The following is a 25,691-nucleotide window of genomic DNA, read 5'->3' as shown; positions in this document are numbered from 1 at the left end:
TCGACCCTCAATCGATTTCCATGCCGCCGGAGAAATCATGGAAATCCTCAATCGTCTGATACGCGGTGTCGTTGCTCGACTGCTGCTCCAGCAGGCGCAATTGATACGCCGCCTCATACCGCTGCAGGCGCTGCAAACTTTCGGCAGTCAGCGGGTTGTCGCTGAAGTCGTATTCGGTCAGCACGTCGCCGGGCTGTAAAGGAAACTCGCCCGGCAACTCGGTGATCGCGTTTCCGGACAAGTCGGCGTACATCAATCGAGGCAGTTCGAACAGGCCGTCAGGCACCTTGCTCAAGGCACAGTTGCCCAGACGCACATCGGTCATCTGCGGGAAATGACTCAGATCCGGAGCGATGTTGAGCGGATTGTCGCTCAGGTCCACCGAACTCAGGTTTCTCAGCGTTGCGAATGCTTCTGCGGTCTGCGCAGTCAGCGTGATTTCACAGCCCGGCAGATACAGGCTGCGCAGCCTTTCCATGGCGAAAATCGGGGCGGGAATCTCGCCCAGCGGATAATTGCGGATGTCGATGCCTTTGAGCTTCGGGAACAGCTCCAGCAGACGAACGATCCGAGGCGCAGCGGACGCTGTGGTGGTCAGTTTCAATTGTTCGATGTGGTCGAAACGCGCAGTCAGCGGCGGCAGCTCACCGGTAAACGACAACTCGCAGCTGACCCTTGGCCCTGTCAGGAACGAGGGCGCACGGCGCAGGTCGTCTTCGAGGTTTTGCCTGAAGTGCTGGCGGTTGAGTCTTTCCCTGGCTGCCGCTTCGGTCGCAAGCGGCATCTGCGTGTCAGTATCGTTGGGAGTCTCGTTGGCCCAGCTATCCAGGCGTTCGAGCAGGCTGGTGAGTTCGGTTTTGCGGCGCATCAGCTCAACACGTCCATCGGCCAGCGTGCCCGCAAGCTTGTAGACCAGATCGTTGGCATCGAAGCCGAACAGCGATGGATAAAGGCTTTGCGCCAGATCGATGTCTTGCTGTTGGACCCAGACACCGAAGTTGTCAGCCTTGGCCTGGAATGCGGCCTTGATCCGTTCTCTGGAAGCAACCGACAACGGGTTGCCGCCCAGTTCAATGCCGCGATCGGAATACTGCGTCAGTTGCGCCGGCAATTCGCTGATGTTGTTGTCGCTCAGCAACGCGACTTCCAGGTGCGGCAGCTGTTCCAGCCCGGCGGGAACACTATCGATGCCGGTGTTGATCAGGTCGATGAACGTCAGGTTCTGCAGGGTCGATAGATCGGGCGTCACCTGCAGAGGGTTGCTATACAAGTCCAGAGATTTCAATCGGGTCATCGTGGACAGGATCGCTTGTCCGGCAGGATCCAGAGTGATCTGGCACTTGCTCAGCATCAACCTCTCAAGCAACGGCAGGCTTGGCAACGATTGGGGTATCCGGCCCAAGGCGAAATCCTGCAGTTCCAGTCCGCGCAGGCCGCTGAAGCTTCGGAAAAACCCATCTGGAATGTTCAGCCCCGGATTGCCCTGAAGGTTGAGATGCGTGATGTGGCTGAAGTCAGCGGTCAGTTCCGGCAATTCGCCGGTGAATGTCGCATCGGCTTCGAAAGTATTGAACCGCAGGGCTGAGTTTTCGTTTTGCCGGCCGCGCCAGAGTTTCTCAAGGTCGCTGCTGAATCTTTGTCTGGCGGCGAGTTCTGCAAATCTTTCCGGCGCAGTCCAGGGCAGCTCTGTCGAAGGGTTGTTGACCGGCAAGCGCGCGCTCCATGTGTTGAGATCACTGGTCATGCGGGCGATTTCCGCCTCCCATCTGATCAGTTGCGCCGTGCCGGTCTGTAATGTCCCGGGCAGGCGATAAATCATGTTGATCGCAGCGTTTTCGCCCAGTCGCGGGAACAGTCTCTGCGCCATGGCAATGTCAGCCGATGCCGGCTTGATCCGGAAGTTGCGCCCTTGTGCGGCGTAGTAGCGCTTTACGCGCTCGCGGGCATTCATGGACAGAGGATTGTCGTTCAGATAGACGCTGTCGGCCCGCTCGGGATGCAAACTGAAAACAGCGTCGGGCAGCACGGTTATCTGGTTGTTATTGAGATGGAGCTCTCGCAGCAGCGGATGCTCGGCGATGCCCTTCGGCACGCTCGTCAGTTCGCTATGGCCGAGCGAGAAGTTCGTCACCTTGGGCAGGATTGTCAGGTCTGGCGCGTTTGTCAGTGGGTTATGGCTCAGATCGAGCAACCGCAACTCGGGCAGCGCGCCAAGTACCTGCTGCCCGGCAGGGGTAAGCGTCAGCGCGCAGTCATTGAGTTTGAGCTCTTTGAGATAGTGCAGACGGCTGACGAATGAAGGGATGTCATAGAGTGTGAAAGCTTTCAGTTCCAGCATCTGAAGATTCGGGAACAAGGCAGCGAACGGCTCCAGTCCCGCGATCGTCACGTTGCCCGCCAGCTTGAGGCTGGTAACGTGATCGAAGTTGACCGTCAGGCGCGGCATTTCGCCGAGGAACTTGAGGTCTGCCGCGAAAGAAGTCGTGCGCCTGCCGGTACCCATCGATCTTTCGCCCCAGAAATCCTTTATCAATTGCTTGAAGTCCGAGCGTGCGGATCGTTGCGCCAAACGCTCGCTTGCGCTCAAGGCCTGACCGGTAACCGGGTGCGCAGACGGCGTTGCCAAGGCCCAGCGGGTCAGGTCATCGCGCATCTGTTGCTGTTCTGCTTGCCAGCGAAGCAGCTGTTGGCGACCGTCGGCCAGGTCGCCGGGCAAGTCGTAAATCATCTCGCTGGCCTCTTGCTTGTTCAAACCGGGAAACAACTGCCGGGCGAGGCTCACGTCCGGCTCGGCCGCCAGTACGTCGAAGTCGTTGCGATGGAGGCGGTAGTAGTTTTTGATCTGGTCGCGGGTGGCGGCCGATAGCGGGTTGTCGGCAAGGTCAATGCCGTCACTGCGCTCGGCGGGGAGGTCGAACAGCGCCTCGGGCAGGTGCGTGATGCGGTTGCCTGCGAGCACTGCGGTTCGCAACCCCGGATGGCTGGCCAGTCCTTCAGGCACGACGGTCAGCCCGCAGTTGGACAGATCGAGATAGATCAATTCGGGCAACAAATTCAGGTTGGGGAACGTACCCAACGGATTGTCGCTGAGGTCCAGCGAGTCGAGGCTGCCAAGTGACAGCAGCGCAGCCTGGTTTTCCGGGGTCATGACCACGCCACAATTTTTCAGCTCCAGATCGCTCAGTTGAGGCAGTTTTGCTTCGCCCAGCGCAAGCGGTCCCAGTTCGAAACCGTTCATTTTCAGCTTGGCAAGGTTGGGGAAGCACTCCACGAAGCGCAGGGCAGCGGTACTATTGGCGGTGCCGGTGAGGTTCAGCCGCGTCGCGCGCTCGAGACCGGCGCTGAGTATCGGCATATCCCCACTGAACGTCGCCGTTGCCCTGAGTTCTTCAAGGCGCGGGTACAGTGGCGGGCTGCGCCAGAATTGCTCGATCTGTTGCGCAAAGGATCGCCGGGCCTCCAGTTCGCGGGCCTGTGCCTCGAGGGGAAGACGTTCCCCCGACTCAGAGGCGGTCACGGTGGCCTGGTTGATCCATTGACTGAGTTCGAGATTCAGCACGCCGAGTTCGTTTTCCCAGCGGGACAACTGTGCGCCGCACTCCGCCAATGGCCCGGGCAATCGGTACAACACCTGTGTTGCGCCTTCCGTGTCGAGGGATGGAAACAAGGCGATGGTGCGTTGCAGATCCTCCTGCACGGGCCGGACGCCGAAGTGCCTTCCGGTGTGCTCGTAGAACACTTTTACCCGCTCGCGAGAAGCCGCCGTCAACGGGTTATCGGCGAAGGTATAACCATCGCTGAGGGAGCTTGCCAGGTTGAAAAAACTGTCCGGTATCCGCGTGATGCGGTTGCGATCGAATTGCGCCGAAATCAGGCGCGGATGATCCAGCAGATCGTCGGGCACCGTGTGAATGCCGGTATCCGACAGGTTCACGTAGCGCAATGAAGGCAGTGTGTGCAGGTCCGGAGGCAGGCCCAGCGCATTGCCTTGCAGATCGAGCAGGGTGAGCTGCGGCATGGCCGCGAGCACTGACTCTGTGACCGTCGTCAGACTGATCCGACAATTACGTAAGCGCAATTCGCGCAGCGAGCGCATCGAAGTCAGTGCTTGCGGCAGGCTCGATAGATTGAGGTTGCGCGCATCGATATTCTGCAACTGGCTGAAGGACTGCAGAAAGCTGTCGACGGAGGTGGTCATCGGGCTGCCATCAATGGCGAGCGAGGTGATATGGCTGAAGTCTGCTGACAACACGGGCAAGTCGCCCATCACCGCAGGTGTAAGGCGCAAGGCGTATCCGGCGGCAAAGCCCCGGTGATTGATACCCGTGACGTGCTCCCGTCTCCAGGCTTTGAGCAATTGTTCCCGTAGCAGCCTGCGATTCTGGATTTCGGCGCGCTTCTCCAGCGAGGTGAGCGCCGTGCCGGTTTCCGGATGCACGGCGGGCGGATTGTTGGCCCAGACATGCAGTTCGTTCTGCAATTGCAGGTAGTCATTTTGCAAACGAAGCATTTCGGCGCGCGGGCCTGCGGGACTGCTTCGCATGCTTTCGGCGAGGAAGCGCACTTCATGGTTCGACATGCGTGGATAGAGCACCCGGATGTCTTCTTCGAGGGTGTGCGGCTGGTAAGCGGGGCGTGGCGGACGCGGAGCATGGGCGTAACCGTCGGTACCGAGCAGGCGCAGGGTGTCGACAGCCGGCGCTCGGGACGGCGTATCGGCAATCACCTGACGCCACTCGTTGCGCTCGAGCGTGCGTTCACGAATGGCCGCCTTCAGCGCCTGACCCTGGCCGATCCGCATGTCCAGGCTCTGGCGCTCGCTGTCGGGCAATGCGTACAACAGGCTGGAATAGAAATCAGCGAACGAATGCAGCTGCTGCCCACGATCGTCATAAGGTTGGTATTGGCCATCGTCGCGGCGAACCAGCACCTTGTATTCGGGCGCATCGTCACGGCCGATCGTGTCCAGTAACCGGCCCTCGTAGCGCCCGTCACGGATTTCGATGCGTACATCGCCGCTCCAGCCCGGCAACAATTTGAGGCTGTGCAGCGCCAGAGAATCAGAGTCGTGATTGCTCACCGAGGCCAGCTCAAGGCCTTCATACGCGCGGGTAAGGCGCACCTCGTCACTGGCCATCTGCATGAGTGCCTGCTGGCGCGGGGGCAATCGTCCTTCGCTGATCTGCAACAGTTCGCTGCCGGTCGCGGTATCGAGCAGTTCGCGGGTAATGCTGGCCGGCAATTGCGGAGGGTGAATCTTGAGTCGTGCAGCCAGCGGGTCGTCGAGGTGCTGGAGGGCTTGATAGTGCGACTCGAACAGCGCGCTGGTGTTGCGTCTGGCGAGGTCGGCCACTTGTTTGCGCAGGTTGTGGCTGCGGACCTCGATGGACGGCGTCGGTCCCGCGAAGGGCTCGTCCAGCAAGGTTTTGATCTGCGTCTCGTCGAGGGCTTGGAGCAGGGTTTTGAGCACGTCGCCACCGGCCAGCGTGTCGTGGCGTAGTTCGATTACCGGCAGGCTTGTGTCGGCAGACGATTGCCACAGTTGCTCGCCTTGGCGATCGAGCAGACGCAGGCACTGGTCGCCTGGCCAGCGGCCGTATTCGCTGAGCACCTCCAGTTGCATGGCCGGGTCGGCGCGCAAGAAAACTTCAGCGTCAGCGCTGTCGAGCTGGTCGATGAAGCGTTGCAACTGCTGATCAATCTTGAAGCGCTGGATGCTGTCGGCCAGCAGAGGCGGAACGCTTTCCTGCTCGACATGCATTTTGCGCAACGCGTCTTCGCTGGTTCCGCTGATCTGCAGCACGGTTTCGCGCTCGCTCGCGGACAAGCTCTCGACCGCAGGGCCGATACGGCGCAGCGCGGTTGCGCCATCCCATTCCAGCGGTTGCTCGAGTTCAGTGTGCCAGGCACCTTCGCCATTGTGGCGCAGCACCGGTTGGTATGCGTCGGGGCGACTCGGATGTTCGATGCGGTACTGCCCCGGCACCTGACTTTCCGTGACCGCAAAGTGCGCGTCCTCCAGGGGCAGCAGGCGCTTGTCTTCATGGGTATGCAGACCCAGGGCATCGGGTTGCGAATCGGCACTCGGGCGCTGCGGATGTTTGTAGCGTTCCAGATCCGGTTGCCAGTAGCGGGTGTCACCATTGGCCAGTTGTACCGGTTTGAAGCGGTCGATGAACGCCACGATTTCCTTGGGCAATACCTTGCGAAACTCGGCCGCGCCAATTGCACCGCCGACGGCGAACATGCCCAACTGGATCATCGATTCCACGGTTCCCATCAGGTGTTCGACCGCCTCGGTCGTGCGCCCCTGCGCCCACTCGACAATGCCTTCGAATACTTCATCGAGCATCTGATAGGCCATGTACGCCATCATCGCTTCACCGAGCACCGGCACGAACGGCGCGACGATCATTGCGGCGGTCTGGGCGATGGAAGAGAGGATGTTGACCAGCGAATCCCAGAACGCCCAGCGCGCCCTTTGATCAACCAGGGCAGTCGGTACGGCAATGGTTCGGGCGTCATTGAAAATCTTGTTCAGTTTTGCCTGGTACAGGTGTTGCCACACATCGTCGTAAAACGGCGTCAGCGCAGTCTGCAGATCGGGCCGCTCCACTGCGGCTTCGCGCCACGCCGGCCGAGGGTCGCCGGGTTCGTGCGGGTGCCAGCGGATTTCACTCAGCCGGCTGTTGAGGGTGCTGAAGAAGAAGCCGCGCTGGTCGTGATTGACGAAGCGGCTGAAGAACTGCTGATAGTCCCTGGAGCGCAACCGGCGCGTCAGTTCCACGACCATTTCCAATGGCGAGGCGTACTCCTTGAACGGATGTTCGGGGTCATCCGGAACGTAGGCGACGACGCGCGCTGCATTGCGTGTCATGTACAGGTCCGGGGCGAATACCACGATGCCGGTGAGCGGTGCGCAAAGCATCGTCATGTCATGACACAGCAGCGGGGCGCCGTGCACATGCAGGCCTTTCACACCGTCGAGCATGGCTTCGATCAGGCGTACCGCGTTTTCCGACACGTCGCGGTTCATCCGCGCCCATTGCAGGGCCGATTTCATCGCGGCCTTCTGGCTGGCGTCGATCTTGCCGCGCAAGACCGACGCGACCATCGGATCGGAGTAGCCCAGATTGTCTTCCAGACTGGCTTTGTATTTCGCGCCGATATCCAGTCGACGGCACAGTTTTGTGAATGCGGGAATGCTCAGTTTCGCCTTGATCTCGGGCAGGGTTTCAAACTGTCCTGTAGCCGAAGGTGCGCTAGTGAATGTCGACTCGGCTTCGAAGGCGTCGTCTTCGGTTTCCCTTTCTTCGAAGTTATGCAGTGCCGCCTCAAGCAGTGACACGGACCAGGCGCGGGCGCCGGTGCGGATCGGAAACCATGGGGTGGTGGCAGGAATGTACAGGCGCACGTAGGTGTTTCTGACATCCAGTTCCAGATCGAAGCAGCTTTTCAGCTCGGCCTTGAGCAGGGGCTCGGCGAAGGCCGCAGCGTCCTGCAAGTGCTCAAGGCTCTTGTCGACCCGGCTCTGCGCGGTGATATGCGCCGCCCCAAGACTTTTCATCAACGCATGCTGTTCGGCTGGCGCGACTTGGAGCGCGGCCGGCTGTTGCGGGACGCTGTTCTTCAGCGCTTCGCGCCGCGTGGCTGAGGTGTCGCCCAGCCAGGCCGGAATCGCGTTTTTCAGTGGTTGGTAATGCTCGTCCGCATGTTGCGCGTCATGTACGGCGTCCGGGGTTGCCGATGGGGGTGCTTCAGACAAATGCATGGCCATTCCTTGGCGTTGGGAAGAACCCTCAGCAAATCAGCGGCAAGCGACCACCGTGCGGTAGATATTTATGTCTCTGCCGTGGGGGCTGACTTGGTATCCTGCGCGGCCTGCCGCAAATCGGCCGCGCCCGGTAAACTGCGCCTTTGCGACGCTATATGTCGCATTGCCGTAAACCCGGGAAAATCCGGGGTTTGCGCTATAAGAAGTTGTCGCTTGGCGACAAGGCCGGGCACCCAACTGTCCTTACAATCCCCTCATCGCTCGCCAGTTCCAGGCGGGTGTTCCTCTTCAGGAGACTCCGATGTCCGTTGAGCACGCTGCGGTACAACGCGCCGATTTCGACCAGGTTATGGTTCCCAACTACGCGCCTGCCGCTTTCATTCCGGTGCGTGGCGCCGGTTCCCGGGTCTGGGATCAGGCCGGCCGCGAGCTGATCGACTTCGCCGGCGGGATTGCCGTCAACGTTTTGGGCCATGCGCATCCGGCGCTGGTCGGCGCGTTGACCGAACAGGCGAACAAGCTGTGGCACGTGTCCAACGTGTTCACCAACGAACCGGCCCTGCGTCTGGCGCACAAGCTGATCGACGCCACGTTTGCCGAGCGCGTGTTTTTCTGCAACTCCGGCGCCGAAGCCAACGAGGCCGCGTTCAAGCTGGCCCGTCGCGTCGCATTCGACCGTTTCGGCACCGAGAAATACGAAATCATCGCCGCGCTGAACAGCTTCCACGGCCGTACCCTGTTCACCGTCAACGTCGGTGGCCAGTCGAAGTACTCCGACGGTTTCGGCCCGAAAATCACCGGTATCACCCACGTTCCCTACAACGATCTGGCCGCGCTGAAAGCCGCGGTGTCCGAGAAGACCTGCGCGGTCGTGCTGGAACCGATCCAGGGCGAGGGCGGCGTACTGCCGGCCGAGCTGGCTTACCTGCAAGGTGCCCGCGAACTGTGCGACGCGAACAACGCGCTGCTGGTGTTCGACGAAGTGCAGACCGGCATGGGCCGCAGCGGCAAGCTGTTTGCCTACCAGCATTACGGCGTGACCCCGGACATCCTCACCAGCGCCAAGAGCCTGGGCGGTGGTTTCCCGATCGCGGCAATGATGACCACCGAAGCGCTGGCCAAACATCTGGTCGTCGGCACCCACGGCACCACTTACGGCGGCAACCCGCTGGCCTGCGCCGTCGCCGAAGCGGTGATCGACGTGGTCAACACCCCTGAGGTGCTGAATGGCGTGAACGCCAAGCACGACAAGTTCAAGACCCGCCTGCAACAGATCGGCGAGAAATACGGCCTGTTCACTCAGGTGCGTGGTCTCGGTCTGCTGATCGGTTGCGTGCTGAGCGAAGCGTGGAAAGGCAAGGCCAAGGACATCTTCAACGCCGCCGAACAGGAAGGCCTGATGATTCTCCAGGCTGGCCCGGACGTGATCCGTTTCGCCCCGAGCCTGGTGGTGGAAGATGCCGATATCGACGCCGGTCTCGACCGCTTCGAACGTGCTGCGGCGAAGTTGACGCAAGCCTGATGGACCTTTCGGCGCCTGGAGTTTTTCCGGCGCCGAACCAATTTTTGATACCGGGCACATCCACCTGTTGGATTGAACCTGTGGTGAGGGGATTTATCCCCGATGGGCTGCGCAGCGGCCCCAGATTTTTGGGGGTGCTTCGCCCCCCAGCGGGGATAAATCCCCTCGCCACAAGTCCCATTCCTGCATCGATCTTTATGTGGGCCCGGTTTTTTCTGTGAATATTGAAGAGAAAGGAGTGACACCATGCTGGTGATGCGCCCCGCGCAAATGGCTGATCTGGGCGAGGTACAGCGTCTGGCTGCGGACAGCCCGATTGGTGTCACTTCCTTGCCGGATGACGTGGAACGTCTGAGCGACAAGATCGCCGCGAGCGAAGCTTCGTTCGCCGCCGAAGTGAGCTTCAACGGTGAAGAGAGTTACTTCTTTGTCCTCGAAGACTCGAGCACCGGCAAACTGGTCGGCTGCTCGGCCATTGTCGCTTCCGCCGGTTATTCGGAGCCGTTCTACAGCTTCCGCAACGAGACTTTCGTCCACGCCTCCCGCGAGCTGAAGATCCACAACAAGATCCACGTGCTCTCGCAGTGCCACGACCTGACCGGCAACAGCCTGCTGACCAGTTTCTATGTGCAGCGCGAGCTGGTCGGATCGCCGTGGGCCGAGCTCAATTCCCGTGGCCGTCTGCTGTTCGTCGCCAGCCATCCAGAGCGTTTTGCCGATTCGGTGGTGACCGAGATCGTCGGTTACAGCGACGAGAATGGCGACTCGCCGTTCTGGGATGCGATCGGACGTAACTTCTTCGACCTCAACTACGCCGAGGCCGAGCGCCTGTGCGGGCTGAAAAGCCGCACCTTCCTCGCCGAGCTGATGCCGCATTACCCGATCTATGTGCCGCTGCTGCCGGACTCCGCCCAAGAGGCGATGGGCCAGGTGCACCCGCGTGCGCAGATCACCTTCGACATCCTGATGCGCGAAGGCTTCGAGACTGATCACTACATCGACATCTTCGACGGCGGCCCGACCCTGCATGCGCGGGTTTCCGGGATTCGTTCGATCGCCCAGAGCCGCGTGGTGCCGGTGAAGATCGGCGAGCCGGTCAAAGGTGCCGGGCGTCAGTACCTGGTGGCCAATGCGCAGTTGCAGGATTACCGCGCGGTGTTGCTCGAGCTGGATTACGCGCCGGGCAAACCGGTGACGCTGGATATGGAAGCGGCCGAAGCCCTGGGCGTCGGTGAAGGTGCCAGCGTGCGCCTGGTGGCGGTTTAACGCCTTAGCGAGTTTCACGGGTGGCGCGAGCGGCCCGTTTGAGGAGATAGCATGATTGTTCGTCCCGTACGCAGCAGCGATTTATCCGCGCTGATCGACCTGGCCCGCAGCACCGGCACCGGCCTGACCACATTGCCGGCCAACGAAGAGCGCCTGACCCACCGGGTCGGCTGGGCCGAGAAGACCTTTCGCGGCGAAGCCGGGCGTGGCGATGCGGACTATCTGTTCGTGCTCGAAGACGATGACGGCCGCGTGGTGGGGATTTCCGCCATCGCCGGCGCGGTCGGCCTGCGTGAGCCCTGGTACAACTTCCGCGTCGGTCTGACGGTCAGCGCTTCGCAAGAGCTGAATATCTACCGCGAAATCCCGACGCTGTTTCTGGCCAACGACCTGACCGGCAATTCCGAGCTGTGCTCGCTGTTCCTGCACGCTGATTACCGCAACGGCCTCAACGGCCGGATGCTGTCCAAGGCGCGCATGCTGTTCATCGCTGAGTTCCCGGAGCTGTTCGGCAACAAGATCATCGCCGAAATGCGTGGCGTGTCCGATGACGCCGGGCGCTCGCCGTTCTGGGAAAGCCTCGGTCGGCACTTCTTCAAGATGGAATTCAGCCAGGCCGATTACCTGACCGGCGTCGGCAACAAGGCGTTCATCGCCGAACTGATGCCGAAATTCCCGCTGTACACCTGCTTCCTTTCGCCGGACGCGCGCAACGTCATCGGCCAGGTGCACCCGGACACCGAGCCGGCGCTGGCCATGCTCAAGAGCGAAGGCTTCAGCTACCAGGGTTACGTCGACATCTTCGACGCCGGCCCGGCCATCGAATGCGAAACCAGCAAGATCCGCGCGGTGCGTGACAGCGAAGCACTGGTGCTGGCCGTAGGCACGCCGGGCGATGACGCCACGCCGTTCATCATCCACAACCGCAAGCGCGAGGATTGCCGCATCACGGCTGCACCAGCGCGACTGGCTGCGGGCACCCTGGTGGTCGATCCGCAAACCGCGAAACGTCTTCAACTCAGCGCCGGCGATCAGGTTCGCGCCGTGGCGTTGTCCGCTGCACGGGAGTCGAAATAATGAATTCGCTATACATCGCAGGTGAGTGGCTGGCCGGTCAGGGCGAGGCCTTTCAATCTTTGAACCCGGTGACCCAGCAAGTGCTGTGGGCGGGCGAGGGCGCCACTGTCGCGCAGGTCGAATCGGCGGTTCAGGCTGCTCGCCAGGCATTTCCTCAGTGGGCACGTCGCACCCTCGAGGAGCGCATCAGCGTCCTCGAAGCTTTTGCTGCTGCGTTGAAAAACCACGCTGACGAACTGGCTCGCACCATCGGCGAAGAAACCGGCAAACCGCTATGGGAAGCTGCGACCGAAGTCACCAGCATGGTCAACAAAATCGCGATTTCGGTGCAGAGCTACCGCGAGCGGACCGGGGAAAAGAGCGGCCCATTGGGCGACGCCACCGCCGTGTTGCGCCACAAGCCCCACGGCGTGGTTGCGGTGTTTGGTCCTTACAACTTCCCGGGTCACCTGCCTAACGGTCATATCGTCCCGGCGCTGCTGGCCGGTAACAGCGTGCTGTTCAAGCCCAGCGAACTGACGCCGAAAGTCGCCGAGTTGACGGTCAAGTGCTGGATCGAAGCCGGCCTGCCGGCAGGCGTGTTGAACCTGCTGCAGGGCGCGCGGGAAACCGGCATCGCTCTGGCGGCGAATCCGGGTATCGACGGTCTGTTCTTCACTGGTTCGAGCCGCACCGGCAATCATCTGCACCAGCAATTCGCCGGGCGTCCGGACAAGATCCTTGCGCTGGAGATGGGCGGCAACAACCCGCTGGTGGTCGATCAGGTCGCTGATCTGGACGCGGCGGTGTACACGATCATTCAGTCGGCATTCATTTCCGCCGGCCAGCGCTGCACTTGCGCCCGCCGTCTGCTGGTGCCGCAAGGCGCGTGGGGCGACAGCCTGCTCAAGCGTCTGGTTGAAGTCAGTTCGACCATTGAAGTCGGTGCCTTCGATCAGCAACCGGCACCGTTCATGGGCTCGGTGATTTCCCTCGGCGCGGCGAAAGCGCTGATGGATGCGCAGGAACAACTGCTGGCCAACGGCGCGGTGGCGCTGCTGGAAATGACCCAGCCGCAAGCGCAATCGGCCTTGCTGACTCCGGGCATTGTCGATGTGACGGCCGTGGCCGAGCGTCCGGACGAAGAACTGTTCGGGCCGCTGCTGCAAGTGATCCGCTATGCCGATTTCGGCGCGGCGATCAGTGAAGCCAACAACACCGCTTATGGACTGGCCGCCGGTTTGCTCTCCGATTCCGAAGCGCGTTACCAGCAGTTCTGGCTGGAAAGCCGCGCCGGCATCGTCAACTGGAACAAACAGCTGACCGGCGCCGCGAGCAGCGCGCCATTCGGCGGCGTCGGCGCCTCGGGCAACCACCGCGCCAGCGCCTATTACGCAGCGGACTACTGCGCATACCCGGTGGCGTCGCTGGAAACCCCGAGCCTGGTGTTGCCATCGGCTCTGACGCCTGGCGTGAAAATGGCGTAGCGCCCATTCGCGAGCAGGCTCGCTCCCACAGGTTCAGTGGTGTTCACACATTTTGTGTCCAACCTAAATCCTGTGGGAGCGAGCCTGCTCGCGAAGGCCGCACTGCGGTCGCAAAGAATAGTTACTGAAGCCTATAACAACAGATTCTCGTGGAGCCTCGCTGATGAAATCCTATGAAGTCAATTTTGACGGTCTAGTGGGGCCGACCCATAACTACGGTGGTCTGTCCTACGGCAACGTCGCCTCGCAGAGCAATAGTCAGCAATCCTCGAACCCGAAGGAAGCGGCGCTGCAAGGTCTGGCAAAAATGAAAGCGTTGATGGACATGGGCTTTCAGCAAGGCGTGCTGGCTCCGCAGGAACGTCCTGATGTGGCGGCGCTGCGCCGTCTGGGCTTCAGCGGCACTGACGCGCAGGTGATCGAGCGCGCCGCCAAAGAAGCGATGCCGCTGCTGGTCGCCAGTTGCTCGGCGTCGAGCATGTGGGTGGCCAACGCTGCCACGGTCAGCCCGAGTGCCGACACCGCTGACGGCCGCGTGCACTTCACCGCTGCCAACCTCAATTGCAAATATCACCGCAGCATCGAACACCCGACCACCAGCCGCGTGCTCGGCGCGATGTTCGCCAATCAACAGCACTTCGCCCATCACGCCGCTTTGCCGGCAGTGGCGCAGTTTGGCGACGAAGGCGCGGCCAACCACACGCGTTTCTGCCGTGAGTACGGCGAGGCGGGCGTCGAGTTCTTCGTGTTCGGCCGCAGTGCGTTCGACAACCGCTTCCCGGCGCCGCAGAAATACCCTGCACGGCAGACCCTCGAAGCCTCGCAAGCCGTCGCGCGTCTGCACGGTCTGCGTGACGAAGGCGTGGTCTACGCGCAGCAGAACCCCAACGTCATCGATCAGGGCGTGTTCCACAACGACGTGATCGCCGTGGGCAATGGTGAAGTGCTGTTCTATCACGAGGACGCGTTCCTCGAGACCGACAAGATGCTCGCCGAACTGCAAGGCAAACTGGCCAAGGTCGGCGGTAACTTCCAGTCCGTTTGCGTGCCGCGTTCGGCGGTCACCGTGGATGACGCGGTGCGTTCCTACCTGTTCAACAGCCAATTGCTCTCGCGTCCTGACGGCTCGATGCTGTTGATCGTGCCGCAGGAATGCCAAGCCAACGAACGTGTCTGGGCTTACCTGCAAAGCCTGACCAGCTCCGGTGGGCTGATCCGCGAAGTTAAAGTCTTCGATCTCAAGCAGAGCATGCAGAACGGCGGTGGCCCGGCGTGCCTGCGTCTGCGTGTGGCGCTGAATGAAACCGAACTGGCGGCGGTCAACCCAGGGGTTATCATGACGGCCCCGTTGTACGGTTCGTTGACCGCATGGGTTGAAAAGCACTACCGCGACCGCCTGAGCGAAACCGACCTGGCGGACCCGCAGTTGCTGCTTGAATGCCGGACGGCACTGGATGAACTGACGCAAATCCTTAAACTGGGCGCGGTTTATCCCTTCCAGATCAATTGATCGCCAGCGCGCTGCCTGAACGCGGCGCGCGGCGTGTCACCCCAAGAGAGTAAAAACATGAGCGATTCCCTGCAGCTGATCCTTGAAGACACCGACGGCACGCAATTGCAAACCTCGTGCACCCGCGTTGCGGTCATGTGGCAAGGCAAAGAGCTGTGGATCCAGCAGGACGGCCGTGGCCAGCTGCTGATCGGCGTGGACGTCGAGGAAGGTGACGAAGAGTACGCCAACCTGCTGCTGCGCCCATTGGCGACTAATCTGGTAAGTCTGCAACTGGAAATGGAACCGGCTGACCTCGGCGCTGACGAGGATCACGTACACGGCCCGGATTGCAACCACGACCACTAAGGAAACCGCTCTATGCTCGCCCTCGGCAAACTGCTTGAACTGACCCTCGCCGGCCGCGAACCGGCGGAGAAGACTCAACTGACTGTCGAAGGCGTGCGCATGCGCTGGTTGAGCGAAGGGGCGCTGGAAGTGCGTCCCCCGGAAGCGCGCGACAATGGCCTGGACCTGCTGCTGTCGGCAGGCATCCATGGCAACGAAACGGCACCGATCGAGTTGCTCGATCGGCTGCTGCACGACATCGCACGCGGCGATCTGAAGCCGCGCGCACGCATTCTGTTCCTGTTTGGCAACCCGGAAGCCATCCGCAAGGGTGAGCGTTTCGTCGAGCAGGACGTCAATCGACTGTTCAACGGTCGCCACGAACAAAGCAGCGGCTCGGAAGCGTTGCGCGCCTGTGAGCTGGAACGGCTGGCGGCGAGTTTCTTCAGCAAGCCCGAGCGCGAGCGTCTGCACTACGACCTGCACACGGCGATTCGTGGGTCGAAGATCGAACAGTTCGCCTTGTACCCGTGGAAGGAAGGGCGCCAGCATTCCCGTCGCGAACTGGCGCGCCTGCGCGCCGCCGGCATGGAAGCAGTGCTGTTGCAGAACAAACCATCCATCGTGTTCAGTTCGTACACCTACGACAAACTCGACGCCGAGGCTTTCACTCTGGAACTGGGCAAGGCGCGGCCGTTCGGGCAGAACGACGGCGTTAACGTTTCACTGCTGGAAACCCGCCTGAAGCAGATCATCGAAGGCGCTGAGCCGGAGACAGAAGAAGGGCTGGATGGTTTGCAGCTGTTCAGCGTGGCGCGGGAAATCATCAAGCACAGCGATGCGTTCCGCCTGAACCTGCCGGCGGACATCGAAAACTTTTCCGAGCTGGAGCCGGGTTATGTGCTGGCCGAGGATCTGGCCAATACCCGCTGGGTGATCGAAGAGCAGGGCGCACGAATCATCTTCCCCAACCCCAAGGTCAAGAACGGCCTGCGCGCCGGCATCCTCATCGTCCCGACCACCGACGAAAACCTCGCCTGATAGCGACATCTGAATCGGCACAAAACCAATGTGGGAGCGAGCCTGCTCGCGAAAGCGGTCTACCAGTCAACTTGTCGTCGGCTGGCAGTCCCTCTTCGCGAGCAGGCTCGCTCCCACATTTGATTTGAGTGAGGTCAAAAACTCACTCGACGTTACACGGCTACCGCGCGCGGCTCCGTGCGACGCAACGCGCGAATCTTCTGCAACGTATCGGCGCAAGTCCGCGCTGCTTCCTGACCCTTGTGCACAAAGTGCTCGAAGAAGAACTTTTGATGCTCTTCGCCCGAATGGAAGTGGTGCGGGGTGAGCGACACCGAGAACACCGGCACTTCGGTTTCCAACTGCACCTGCATCAGGCCGCTGACCACCGATTGCGCGACGAACTCGTGGCGATAAATGCCGCCGTCCACCACCAAAGCGGCGGCGACAATACCAGCGTAACGGCCTGACTTGGCCAGCAGCTTGGCGTGCAGCGGCATTTCAAAGGCGCCGCCGACTTCAAAAAAGTCGATGTCCGATTCCTGATAACCCTGCACCAGCATTTCAGCGACGAAGCCTTTACGGCTCTGGTCGACGATTTCCTTGTGCCAGCAGGCCTGGATGAACGCGACGCGCTCGCCCTGTGGGTGTTTGCTTTTGCTGTCGATAGCGGTGGGTTGCATGTTCTGACTCCTGTTTGTGTGAAAAACAGGGCGTTATGAATCGAAAGGGATGCAAGGGTGCGAGCGCAGGCACAAGTGCACGCGGACGGCCCTTTGGCGTCGATCCCGTTCTCTCTTCATCCGGACTATGACCGTCGGCCCCGGAATCACACCGGGTCTGCTGACCTTGCCGACGCACCCGACTCAAGTCGTGTGCAGCGCCAAGCGCTCGCGGGCTATGCGCATTGCGCGCAATTACCGCCGGTGGGGAATTGCACCCCGCCCTGAGAACGTTTCGCCGCCCATAGGCGGGCGGCGGCAAGTTTGTAACACATATTTCCCGGCCATGCACATGACACTGCGGGAGCGAGCCCGCTCGCGAAAGCGGCTTCACATTCAACGAAGATGCTGACTGTTACTCCGCTTTCGCGAGCAGGCTCGCTGCCACATGGGCTTTGTCTTCTCGAGGAAGAATGGGATTTTTCCTCGTTCTAGGGTTGATTAATCTGTGCGATGACCGCAGTAATCCCACTTCACAAAGGGATTTCCCATCTGACCAGAGGCCAGGTTCATGAGCGTTATCGATCTTCGCAGCGACACCGTCACCCAACCGACTCCCGCCATGCTCGACGCGATGACCGCAGCGGACACCGGCGACGATGTGTACGGCGAAGATCCGACGGTCAATCGCCTCGAGGCCGAACTGGCCAAGCGTCTGGGCTTTGCCGCCGCGCTATTCGTGCCGACCGGGACCATGAGCAACCTGCTCGGCCTGATGGCGCACTGCGAGCGTGGCGACGAATACATCGTCGGTCAGCAGGCGCACACCTACAAGTACGAAGGCGGCGGGGCGGCGGTGCTCGGCTCGATTCAGCCGCAGCCGCTGGAGGTGCAGGCCGACGGTTCGCTGGATCTGGATCAGGTTGCCGCCGCGATCAAACCGGACGATTTCCATTTCGCCCGCACGCGTTTGCTGGCGCTGGAAAACACCATGCAGGGCAAGGTGCTGCCGCTGGAATATCTGGCGCGCGCCCGACGCTTTACGCAGGAGCATGGCCTGCAATTGCACCTCGACGGCGCGCGGCTGTACAACGCGGTGGTCAAGCTCGGGGTTGATGCGCGGGAAATCACTCAGTACTTTGATTCGGTATCGGTGTGCCTGTCCAAAGGTCTTGGCGCGCCGGTGGGTTCGGTGTTGTGCGGTTCGGCCGAGTTGATCGGCAAGGCTCGGCGTTTGCGCAAAATGGTCGGTGGCGGCATGCGTCAGGCCGGGTTGCTCGCGGCGGCTGGCTTGTACGCACTGGATCATCACGTCGAACGGCTGGCGGATGACCATGCCAACGCGCAGTTGCTCGCCGAGGGTCTGCGTGAGGCCGGTTTCGTCGTCGAACCCGTGCAAACCAACATGGTTTATGTGCAAATGGGCGACAAGGCCGCAGCACTCAAGGACTTTGCCGGCGAACGCGGGATCAGGCTCAGCGCCGCTGCGCGCTTGCGCATGGTCACGCACATGGACGTCAGCCGCGCGCAAATCGAGCAAGTGATCGCGACATTCGTCGAGTTTTCACGCAAGTGACAGCGTCAGCCGTCCAATTGACCGTTTCTATCGTATAAACACGCTGTACCCCGCGCGCAGGGCCGATATAATGCGGCCCTTTGCCGTCGCTTCGTCTCATGACGTTTCGAACAGGCCTTTGGCCGCAGCCTCCGTGGAAGAACCTAATGAAAAGCGCAGAAATCCGTGAAGCCTTCCTTCGCTTCTTCGAAGAGCAAGGCCACACCCGTGTAGCCTCCAGCTCTTTGATTCCGGGCAACGACCCAACCCTGCTGTTCACCAACGCGGGGATGAACCAGTTCAAGGACTGCTTCCTGGGCCAGGAAAAACGTGCGTACACCCGTGCCACCAGCAGCCAGAAATGCGTGCGCGCCGGCGGCAAGAACAGTGACCTGGAAAACGTCGGTTATACCGCGCGTCACCACACGTTCTTCGAAATGCTCGGCAACTTCAGCTTCGGCGACTACTTCAAGCACGACGCGATCACCTTCGCCTGGACCTTCCTCACTGGCGTGCTGAAGCTGCCGAAGGAAAAGCTCTGGGTCACTGTCTACGCCACCGACGACGAAGCGTATGACATCTGGACACAGAAAATCGGTGTGCCGGCCGAGCGCATGATCCGCATCGGCGACAACAAAGGCGCGCCGTACGCTTCCGACAACTTCTGGACCATGGGCGATACCGGCCCGTGCGGCCCGTGCACCGAGATTTTCTACGATCACGGCGAGCACATCTGGGGCGGCCCGCCGGGCTCGCCGGAAGAAGATGGCGACCGTTACATCGAAATCTGGAACAACGTATTCATGCAGTTCAACCGCACCGCCGATGGCGTGTTGCATCCGTTGCCAGCGCCGTCGGTGGACACCGGCATGGGCCTGGAGCGGATCAGTGCGGTGATGCAGCACGTCAACTCCAACTACGACATCGACCTGTTCAAGAACCTGCTCAAGGCTTCGGCTGAAGCGATCGGCTGCGAAAACGGCGATCAGTCGTCGCTCAAAGTCGTTTCCGACCACATCCGTTCCTGCGGTTTCCTGATCGCCGACGGCGTGCTGCCGTCCAACGAAGGTCGCGGTTACGTGCTGCGCCGGATCATCCGTCGCGCCTGCCGTCACGGCAACAAGCTCGGCGCCACCGGCAGCTTTTTCTACAAGATCGTCGCGGCGCTGGTCGCCGAAATGGGCGAAGCCTTCCCGGAACTGAAGAAGCAGCAAAGCAACATCGAGCGCGTCCTCAAGGCTGAAGAAGAGCAGTTCTCCAAGACACTGGAGCACGGCCTGAAAATCCTCGAGCAGGATCTGGCCGAACTCAAAGGCACCGTGGTGCCGGGCGACGTGGTGTTCAAACTCTACGACACCTACGGCTTCCCGATGGACCTGACCGCCGACATCGCCCGCGAACGCGGCTTGACCGTTGACGAAGCCGGCTTCGAGCGCGAGATGGAAGCGCAGCGTGTTCGCGCGCGTTCGGCCAGCTCGTTCGGTCTGGACTACAACACCCTGGTCAAGGTCGACGTGGCCACTGAGTTCACCGGCTATGCCGCCACCCGCGGCTCGGCGAAAATCGTTGCCATCTATAAGGATGGTCAGTCGGTCGACGTGCTGAGCGAAGGTCAGGAAGGCGTGATCGTGCTCAACCAGACGCCGTTCTACGCCGAATCCGGTGGCCAGATCGGCGACTGCGGTTTCATTCAGGCCGGCGACAGCCGGTTTGACGTGCGCGATACCACCAAGACCGGCGGCGCATTCCTGCACCACGGTGTGCTGGCCTCGGGCAGCCTGACCATCGGCGCGCCGGTGGAAACCCACGTCGACGCCGAAGTGCGTCACGCCACCGCGCTGAACCACTCGGCCACCCACTTGCTCCACGCCGCGCTGCGTCAGGTGCTCGGTGAGCACGTACAGCAGAAAGGTTCGCTGGTCGACAGTCAGCGTCTGCGTTTCGACTTCAGCCACTTTGAAGCAATCAAACCAGAGCAGATCAAGCAGCTGGAAGACATCGTCAACGCCGAGATTCGCAAGAACTCCGCCGTTGAAACCGAAGAAACCGACATCGAAACCGCGAAGAACAAAGGCGCCATGGCGCTGTTCGGCGAGAAGTACGGCGACAGCGTGCGCGTGCTGAGCATGGGCGACTTCTCGGTCGAGCTGTGCGGCGGTATCCACGCCAACCGTACCGGCGACATCGGCCTGCTGAAAATCATCAGCGAAGGCGGTGTGGCATCGGGCGTGCGTCGTATCGAGGCAGTCACCGGTGCTGCGGCGCTGGCCTACTTGAACGCGGCAGAAGAACAACTCAAGGAAGCGGCCAGCCTGGTCAAGGGCAGCCGCGACAACCTGATCGACAAGCTCTCGGCGGTACTGGAGCGCAACCGTCTGCTGGAGAAACAACTCGAGCAGTTGCAGGCCAAGGCAGCCAGCGCGGCGGGCGACGATCTGTCGGCCTCGGCGGTGGACGTCAAGGATGTGAAGGTGCTGGCTGCCCGTCTGGACGGTCAGGATGGCAAGGCGCTGCTGGCGCTGGTCGATCAGCTGAAAAACAAACTCGGCCGCGCAGTGATCCTGCTCGGCGGTGTCCATGAGGAAAAGGTCGTACTGGTTGCAGGCGTAACCAAGGACCTGACTGGCCAACTCAAAGCCGGTGATTTGATGAAACAGGCTGCTGCGGCAGTGGGCGGGAAGGGCGGTGGTCGTCCGGACATGGCGCAGGGCGGTGGTGTCGATGCCGCTGCGCTGGATGGCGCACTGGCGCTGACCGTTCCATTCGTCGAGCAGGCTTTATAAGACGGCTCGCCAGGCCCGCAGTCTAGTGGCGGGCCTGGCGACTGTTCGAAAGATTATTGGGCGCCCTTCATGGGCAGAGGCGGCTTTGAAATGGCTTTGATCGTACAGAAATTTGGAGGCACCTCGGTCGGCACTGTCGAGAGAATCGAGCAGGTCGCCGACAAGGTTAAGAAATTCCGCGATGCCGGCGATGACCTGGTGGTTGTGCTGTCTGCAATGAGCGGCGAAACCAACCGTCTGATCGATCTGGCCAAGCAAATCAGTGGCGAGGCACAACCGGTTCCGCGCGAGCTGGACGTGATCGTCTCCACCGGTGAGCAGGTGACGATTGCCCTGTTGGCCATGGCGCTGATCAAGCGCGGTGTGCCGGCGGTGTCGTACACCGGTAATCAGGTGCGGATCCTGACTGACAGTGCGCACAATAAAGCGCGTATCTTGCAGATTGATGACCAGAAGATTCGCGGTGATCTGAAGGCTGGTCGCGTGGTGGTTGTCGCCGGTTTCCAGGGTGTCGACGAGCACGGCAACATCACCACCCTCGGTCGCGGCGGTTCCGATACCACCGGCGTGGCACTGGCTGCGGCCTTGAAAGCGGATGAATGCCAGATCTACACCGACGTCGACGGTGTCTACACCACCGACCCGCGTGTGGTGCCGGTCGCTCAGCGTCTGGACAAGATCACCTTCGAAGAGATGCTGGAAATGGCCAGCCTCGGTTCCAAGGTCCTGCAGATCCGTGCGGTGGAATTCGCCGGCAAGTACAACGTTCCGCTGCGCGTATTGCACAGCTTCAAGGAGGGTCCGGGCACCCTCATTACTATTGATGAAGAGGAAACCATGGAACAGCCGATCATTTCCGGCATCGCTTTCAACCGCGATGAAGCCAAGCTGACCATCCGTGGCGTGCCAGACACCCCGGGCGTGGCGTTCAAGATTCTCGGCCCGATCAGTGCCGCGAACATCGAAGTCGACATGATCGTGCAGAACGTCGCGCACGATAACACCACCGACTTCACCTTCACCGTGCACCGCAACGACTACCAGGCTGCACAGACCGTGCTGGAAAACACCGCTCGCGAAATCGGTGCCCGTGAAGTAGTTGGCGACACCAAGATCGCCAAGGTCTCGATCGTCGGCGTTGGCATGCGTTCCCACGCAGGCGTGGCCAGCCGCATGTTCGAATCCCTGGCGAAAGAAAGCATCAATATCCAGATGATCTCGACTTCGGAAATCAAGGTTTCTGTGGTGATCGAAGAGAAGTACCTGGAACTGGCCGTGCGCGCGCTGCACACGGCTTTCGAACTGGATGCTCCGGCCCGTCAGGGCGAGTAATCCGCTTCTGTGAAGGGCGCGGTCTGACCGCGCCCTTTATTTTTGAATGGCGCGAGCCCCGGAACTGTTCTTTTGCTCGCGCTAGTCAATACTCAGGCATGTAGGGCTACGATCGCTGCGGTTGTAGGTCGGGTGCCTTTTTTTTGCAGACTGTTGTCCCTGAAATGAATGGCGTAAGGAGAAAGGTATGCTGATTCTGACTCGTCGGTGCGCGGAAAGCCTGATTATCGGTGACGGCGAAATCACCGTGACCGTGCTCGGCGTCAAAGGAAACCAAGTGCGTATCGGCGTCAACGCTCCGAAAGAGGTTGCGGTGCACCGTGAGGAAATTTACCTGCGTATAAAGAAAGAGAAGGACGAAGAACCAAGCCATTAATTTTTATCGATTTTTATGTTTGCAAACGGGGAAGAAGCTGGTTAATATACGCCCCGTGTTGCGGAGAGCTGGCCGAGTGGCCGAAGGCGCTCCCCTGCTAAGGGAGTACACCTCAAAAGGGTGTCGGGGGTTCGAATCCCCCGTTCTCCGCCATTATTTGCTTAGTACGTCGTAATCTGGCTTCTTCTGTAAGTTGTTGAAATTACTAGAAAAAGTGTTTGACATAGAGATTAGACGGCCTATAATGCGCGACAACAAATGCACTCGTAGCTCAGCTGGATAGAGTACTCGGCTACGAACCGAGCGGTCACAGGTTCGAATCCTGTCGAGTGCACCATTTAAGAGTTATTTGCTGTAAGGTGAGTAACTCGGCTTCAGCCAGTTGTGGTCTGGTTTAAAAACACAAAATGCACTCGTAGCTCAGCTGGATAGAGTACTCGGCTACGAACCGAGCGGTCACAGGTTCGAATCCTGTCGAGTGCACCATATACCAAGAAGCCCGCGTTTAACGCGGGCTTTTTGCTGTCCGGGATTTGGCTTTTCCCTTCACACAGCCTCTTTCATCAAAATCAATTTGAGCACTGCGGCCTCGCTTGAGGTCGTAACGATAGCTCGTGGTCGATGTGCGGGTGTTGATCTTGTCGGGCTTGCCCAGTGCGCTTTCGACGTCCCGCTGACTCATGCCGGCAATCACTCGCCGATTGATGATCGCTTCGCGCCGCTGTCTGTTGTCGATCAGGTTTCCACATTTATGTTCAGTGCCGCCGACGATGCCCGGTTCGCGTCCGCTGTCTTTCATGCCGGTCACAGCTTCGTGATTGAACTCCGGCATGATTGCGACCCAGCCGGGTGAATACGGGTGGACCTCCTGAATTGAGAGTTGCTCGCCAGTTGCGCAGCTCATCGACGTAAACGTGACGCTGCCGTCAGCAGCCTGGCAACGATGAAGTGTGGTGGCGTTGGCAGGCGTGAAGTGGAGCAGGGCGGTCAGTAGAAGAAGCGCTGGTTTTGCTGGCATTCGATGTCCTCCATGACGATCTAAGCTCAAGGGTAGTCGCTGCTTTTTGCATTGCCGGTGTGTTTTCTTTTCAAGATGAGTCGTCGCATTTGCACGGGTCAGGCAGGCGCTCAGGTTTGTTTCGCAAGCGCTTGTTTCAGCCGTGATTTTTTCAACGTTTTAAACCGTCAGGCGTGTATCATTGCGCCCGTCAGCCCCGCCGGGGCTTATGGAAAACCTCCATGGACTTACCCAGTAGTTGTTCAGTAAACCGTTTCACCAATCATGAATTGACTGATTGATCCTTCCGGCGTGCCCCGCTGCTGGGAGTGGAGTTCGCCTATGTCCGAAATCGAAGTAAAGAAAACACAGGAAAGCCTGCAGGACCGCCTGGCTCAGGTCGTCGAGTTGCTGCAGCGCCAGCGTGTCGTTGAAGACCTGACTCATCGCCAGGAAGGTCCGCACCACGACCGCGTGGAAAACCTGGTTCACCGGCAAAACCTCGTCGAGCTGCAACGCAAGCTCGATGATCTGCACTCCGCCGACGTCGCCTACATTCTCGAAGCCTTGCCGCTGGACGATCGTCTGACGCTCTGGCAACTGGTCAAGGCCGACCGCGACGGCGACATTCTTCTTGAAGTTTCCGATTCCGTCCGTGAAACGCTGATCGCCGACATGGACGATCACGAGCTCCTGGCTGCCGCCAAGGACATGGACGCCGACGAACTCGCTGACCTCGCCTCCGAGCTGCCGCGAGACGTTGTCCATGAGCTGATGGAGAGTCTGGATAACCAGCAGCGCGAACGCGTGCGCTCGGCGCTGTCCTATGACGAGGATCAGGTCGGTGCGCTGATGGACTTCGAGATGGTGACGATCCGTGAGGACGTCAGCCTTGAAGTGGTTCTGCGCTATCTGCGTCGCCTCAAAGAGCTTCCCGGTCATACCGATAAACTGTTCGTGGTTGATTACGACGGCGTGCTCAAGGGCGTGCTGCCGATCAAGCGTCTGCTGGTCAACGATCCGGAGAAGCAGGTCGCGGAAGTGATGGCCAGCGATCCGGTGAGCTTCCATCCGGACGAAGATGCCTACGACGCTGCTCAGGCGTTCGAGCGTTACGACTTGATCTCCGCGCCGGTGGTCGACAAGAACGGCAAGCTGATCGGGCGTCTGACCATCGATGAAATGGTCGACCTGATCCGTGAGGAAAGCGAAAGCGAAGTCCTCAACATGGCCGGTCTGCGCGAAGAGGAAGATATCTTCGCCTCCGTGTGGAAATCCCTGCGTAACCGTTGGGCGTGGCTGGCGGTGAACCTGATCACTGCATTTGTGGCATCGCGGGTGATCGGTCTGTTCGAAGGTTCGATCGAGAAATTGGTGGCACTGGCGGCGCTCATGCCGATCGTGGCGGGTATCGGTGGCAACTCCGGTAACCAGACCATCACCATGATCGTGCGCGCCATGGCGCTGGATCAGGTCAGCACCGGCAACACTTCGCGCTTGATGCGCAAAGAGCTGGCGGTCGGTTTGATCAATGGTCTGGTCTGGGGCGGGGTGATCGGTGTGGTCGCGTACATGCTCTACGGCAGTTGGTCACTCGGCGTGGTAATGACGGCGGCGATGACACTCAACCTGTTGCTGGCGGCGTTGATGGGGGTGTTGATTCCGATGACGCTGGCGAAGATGGGCCGCGATCCGGCGATGGGTGCCAGTGTGATGATCACCGCAATGACCGACAGCGGTGGCTTCTTCATCTTCCTCGGGTTGGCGACAATCTTCCTGCTCTGACCTTGTGCAATGAAAAGCCCGTCAAATCGACGGGCTTTTTTGTGCCTGCCAAACAAATACGGGCGCAAGTACAAGTAACGGTGGCGAGGGGATTTATCCCCGCTGGACTGCGCAGCAGTCCCATTGTTTTTGGGGCTGCCATGAAGGCCAGTGGGGATAAATCCCCTCGCCACACTCCATTGCCAAGCGGCCATCTGTCATATCGCGGGCAAAAAAAAGCCAGCAATCATGCTGGCTTC

15 protein-coding genes, 3 tRNA genes and 1 riboswitch are annotated in these 25,691 nt (G+C 60.3%); of the genes, 15 read left to right on the top strand and 3 right to left on the bottom strand.

The window, feature by feature from the left end:
- Positions 1–7: 7 nt before the first annotated feature.
- Positions 8–7,771, bottom strand: coding sequence for a dermonecrotic toxin domain-containing protein (locus AB4N73_RS14755; protein ID WP_460142240.1), 7,764 nt, complete (start codon positions 7,769–7,771; stop codon positions 8–10).
- Positions 7,772–8,075: 304 nt separating this feature from the next.
- Here AB4N73_RS14755 and AB4N73_RS14750 point away from each other — a divergent pair, with 304 nt between their 5' ends.
- The 7 genes from AB4N73_RS14750 (at position 8,076) to astE (ending at position 15,983) form a co-directional block, all read left to right on the top strand.
- Positions 8,076–9,296 carry an aspartate aminotransferase family protein gene (locus AB4N73_RS14750; protein WP_016773586.1) on the top strand — a complete coding sequence of 407 codons (1,221 nt, stop codon included), beginning with the start codon at positions 8,076–8,078 and terminating at the stop codon, positions 9,294–9,296.
- 246 nt (positions 9,297–9,542) lie between these two features.
- On the top strand, positions 9,543–10,562 hold the full coding sequence (gene aruF, locus AB4N73_RS14745; protein WP_024014015.1) for an arginine/ornithine succinyltransferase subunit alpha: 1,020 nt from the start codon (positions 9,543–9,545) through the stop codon (positions 10,560–10,562).
- A 51-nt stretch (positions 10,563–10,613) separates the two neighbouring features.
- On the top strand, positions 10,614–11,639 hold the full coding sequence (gene astA / locus AB4N73_RS14740) for an arginine N-succinyltransferase (protein ID WP_024014014.1): 1,026 nt from the start codon (positions 10,614–10,616) through the stop codon (positions 11,637–11,639).
- A complete protein-coding gene (gene astD / locus AB4N73_RS14735; RefSeq protein WP_460143594.1) occupies positions 11,636–13,105 on the top strand; it encodes a succinylglutamate-semialdehyde dehydrogenase in 1,470 nt (489 codons plus the stop codon). The genes astA and astD overlap by 4 nt, the downstream gene beginning before the upstream one ends.
- Positions 13,106–13,268: 163 nt before the next feature.
- Positions 13,269–14,615, top strand: a complete 1,347-nt coding sequence (gene astB, locus AB4N73_RS14730) for an N-succinylarginine dihydrolase (RefSeq protein WP_073472123.1) — start codon at positions 13,269–13,271, stop codon at positions 14,613–14,615.
- A gap of 57 nt (positions 14,616–14,672) precedes the next feature.
- On the top strand, positions 14,673–14,963 hold the full coding sequence (locus AB4N73_RS14725; protein ID WP_016773591.1) for a hypothetical protein: 291 nt from the start codon (positions 14,673–14,675) through the stop codon (positions 14,961–14,963).
- Between the two features lie 12 nt (positions 14,964–14,975).
- Complete coding sequence (astE, locus tag AB4N73_RS14720) at positions 14,976–15,983, top strand: succinylglutamate desuccinylase (RefSeq protein WP_460142239.1); 1,008 nt, start codon at positions 14,976–14,978, stop codon at positions 15,981–15,983.
- A 152-nt stretch (positions 15,984–16,135) separates the two neighbouring features.
- Here astE and AB4N73_RS14715 read toward each other — a convergent pair whose 3' ends face one another.
- Positions 16,136–16,645 (bottom strand): 6,7-dimethyl-8-ribityllumazine synthase, encoded by a 510-nt coding sequence (locus AB4N73_RS14715; protein WP_016773593.1) that lies wholly within the window; start codon positions 16,643–16,645, stop codon positions 16,136–16,138.
- Positions 16,646–16,748: 103 nt separating this feature from the next.
- Positions 16,749–16,920, bottom strand: a riboswitch (FMN riboswitch).
- Positions 16,921–17,195: 275 nt separating this feature from the next.
- On the opposite strand from AB4N73_RS14715, the gene ltaE reads away from it, so the two are divergent.
- The 7 genes from ltaE to AB4N73_RS14680 all read left to right on the top strand — a co-directional run bounded on the left by ltaE (position 17,196) and on the right by AB4N73_RS14680 (position 23,156).
- Entirely contained in the window at positions 17,196–18,200 is a 1,005-nt protein-coding gene (ltaE, locus tag AB4N73_RS14710; RefSeq protein WP_310217814.1) for a low-specificity L-threonine aldolase, read from the top strand.
- Positions 18,201–18,346: 146 nt separating this feature from the next.
- Entirely contained in the window at positions 18,347–20,962 is a 2,616-nt protein-coding gene (gene alaS, locus AB4N73_RS14705) for an alanine--tRNA ligase (RefSeq protein WP_236168361.1), read from the top strand.
- A 90-nt stretch (positions 20,963–21,052) separates the two neighbouring features.
- The gene (locus tag AB4N73_RS14700; protein WP_016773595.1) at positions 21,053–22,294 is read left to right on the top strand and encodes an aspartate kinase; all 1,242 of its coding nucleotides are present in this window, start codon (positions 21,053–21,055) and stop codon (positions 22,292–22,294) included.
- Between the two features lie 187 nt (positions 22,295–22,481).
- Entirely contained in the window at positions 22,482–22,670 is a 189-nt protein-coding gene (csrA, locus tag AB4N73_RS14695) for a carbon storage regulator CsrA (RefSeq protein WP_002554426.1), read from the top strand.
- Between the two features lie 62 nt (positions 22,671–22,732).
- Positions 22,733–22,823 (top strand) — tRNA-Ser (locus tag AB4N73_RS14690).
- Between the two features lie 107 nt (positions 22,824–22,930).
- A tRNA-Arg gene (locus AB4N73_RS14685) sits at positions 22,931–23,007 on the top strand.
- 72 nt (positions 23,008–23,079) lie between these two features.
- Positions 23,080–23,156: transfer RNA gene (locus AB4N73_RS14680), tRNA-Arg, on the top strand.
- Positions 23,157–23,175: 19 nt separating this feature from the next.
- Here the strand turns inward: AB4N73_RS14680 and AB4N73_RS14675 are convergent.
- Positions 23,176–23,688, bottom strand: coding sequence for a hypothetical protein (locus tag AB4N73_RS14675; protein ID WP_056788070.1), 513 nt, complete (start codon positions 23,686–23,688; stop codon positions 23,176–23,178).
- 321 nt (positions 23,689–24,009) lie between these two features.
- Here AB4N73_RS14675 and mgtE point away from each other — a divergent pair, with 321 nt between their 5' ends.
- Entirely contained in the window at positions 24,010–25,452 is a 1,443-nt protein-coding gene (gene mgtE, locus AB4N73_RS14670; RefSeq protein ID WP_016773597.1) for a magnesium transporter, read from the top strand.
- Positions 25,453–25,691 lie beyond the last annotated feature (239 nt).

It is taken from the genome of Pseudomonas sp. S3_B08, from assembly GCF_054667725.1.
The sequence above is the reverse complement of the archived record's forward strand: the minus strand, read 5'-3'. Positions and strand labels throughout refer to the sequence as shown.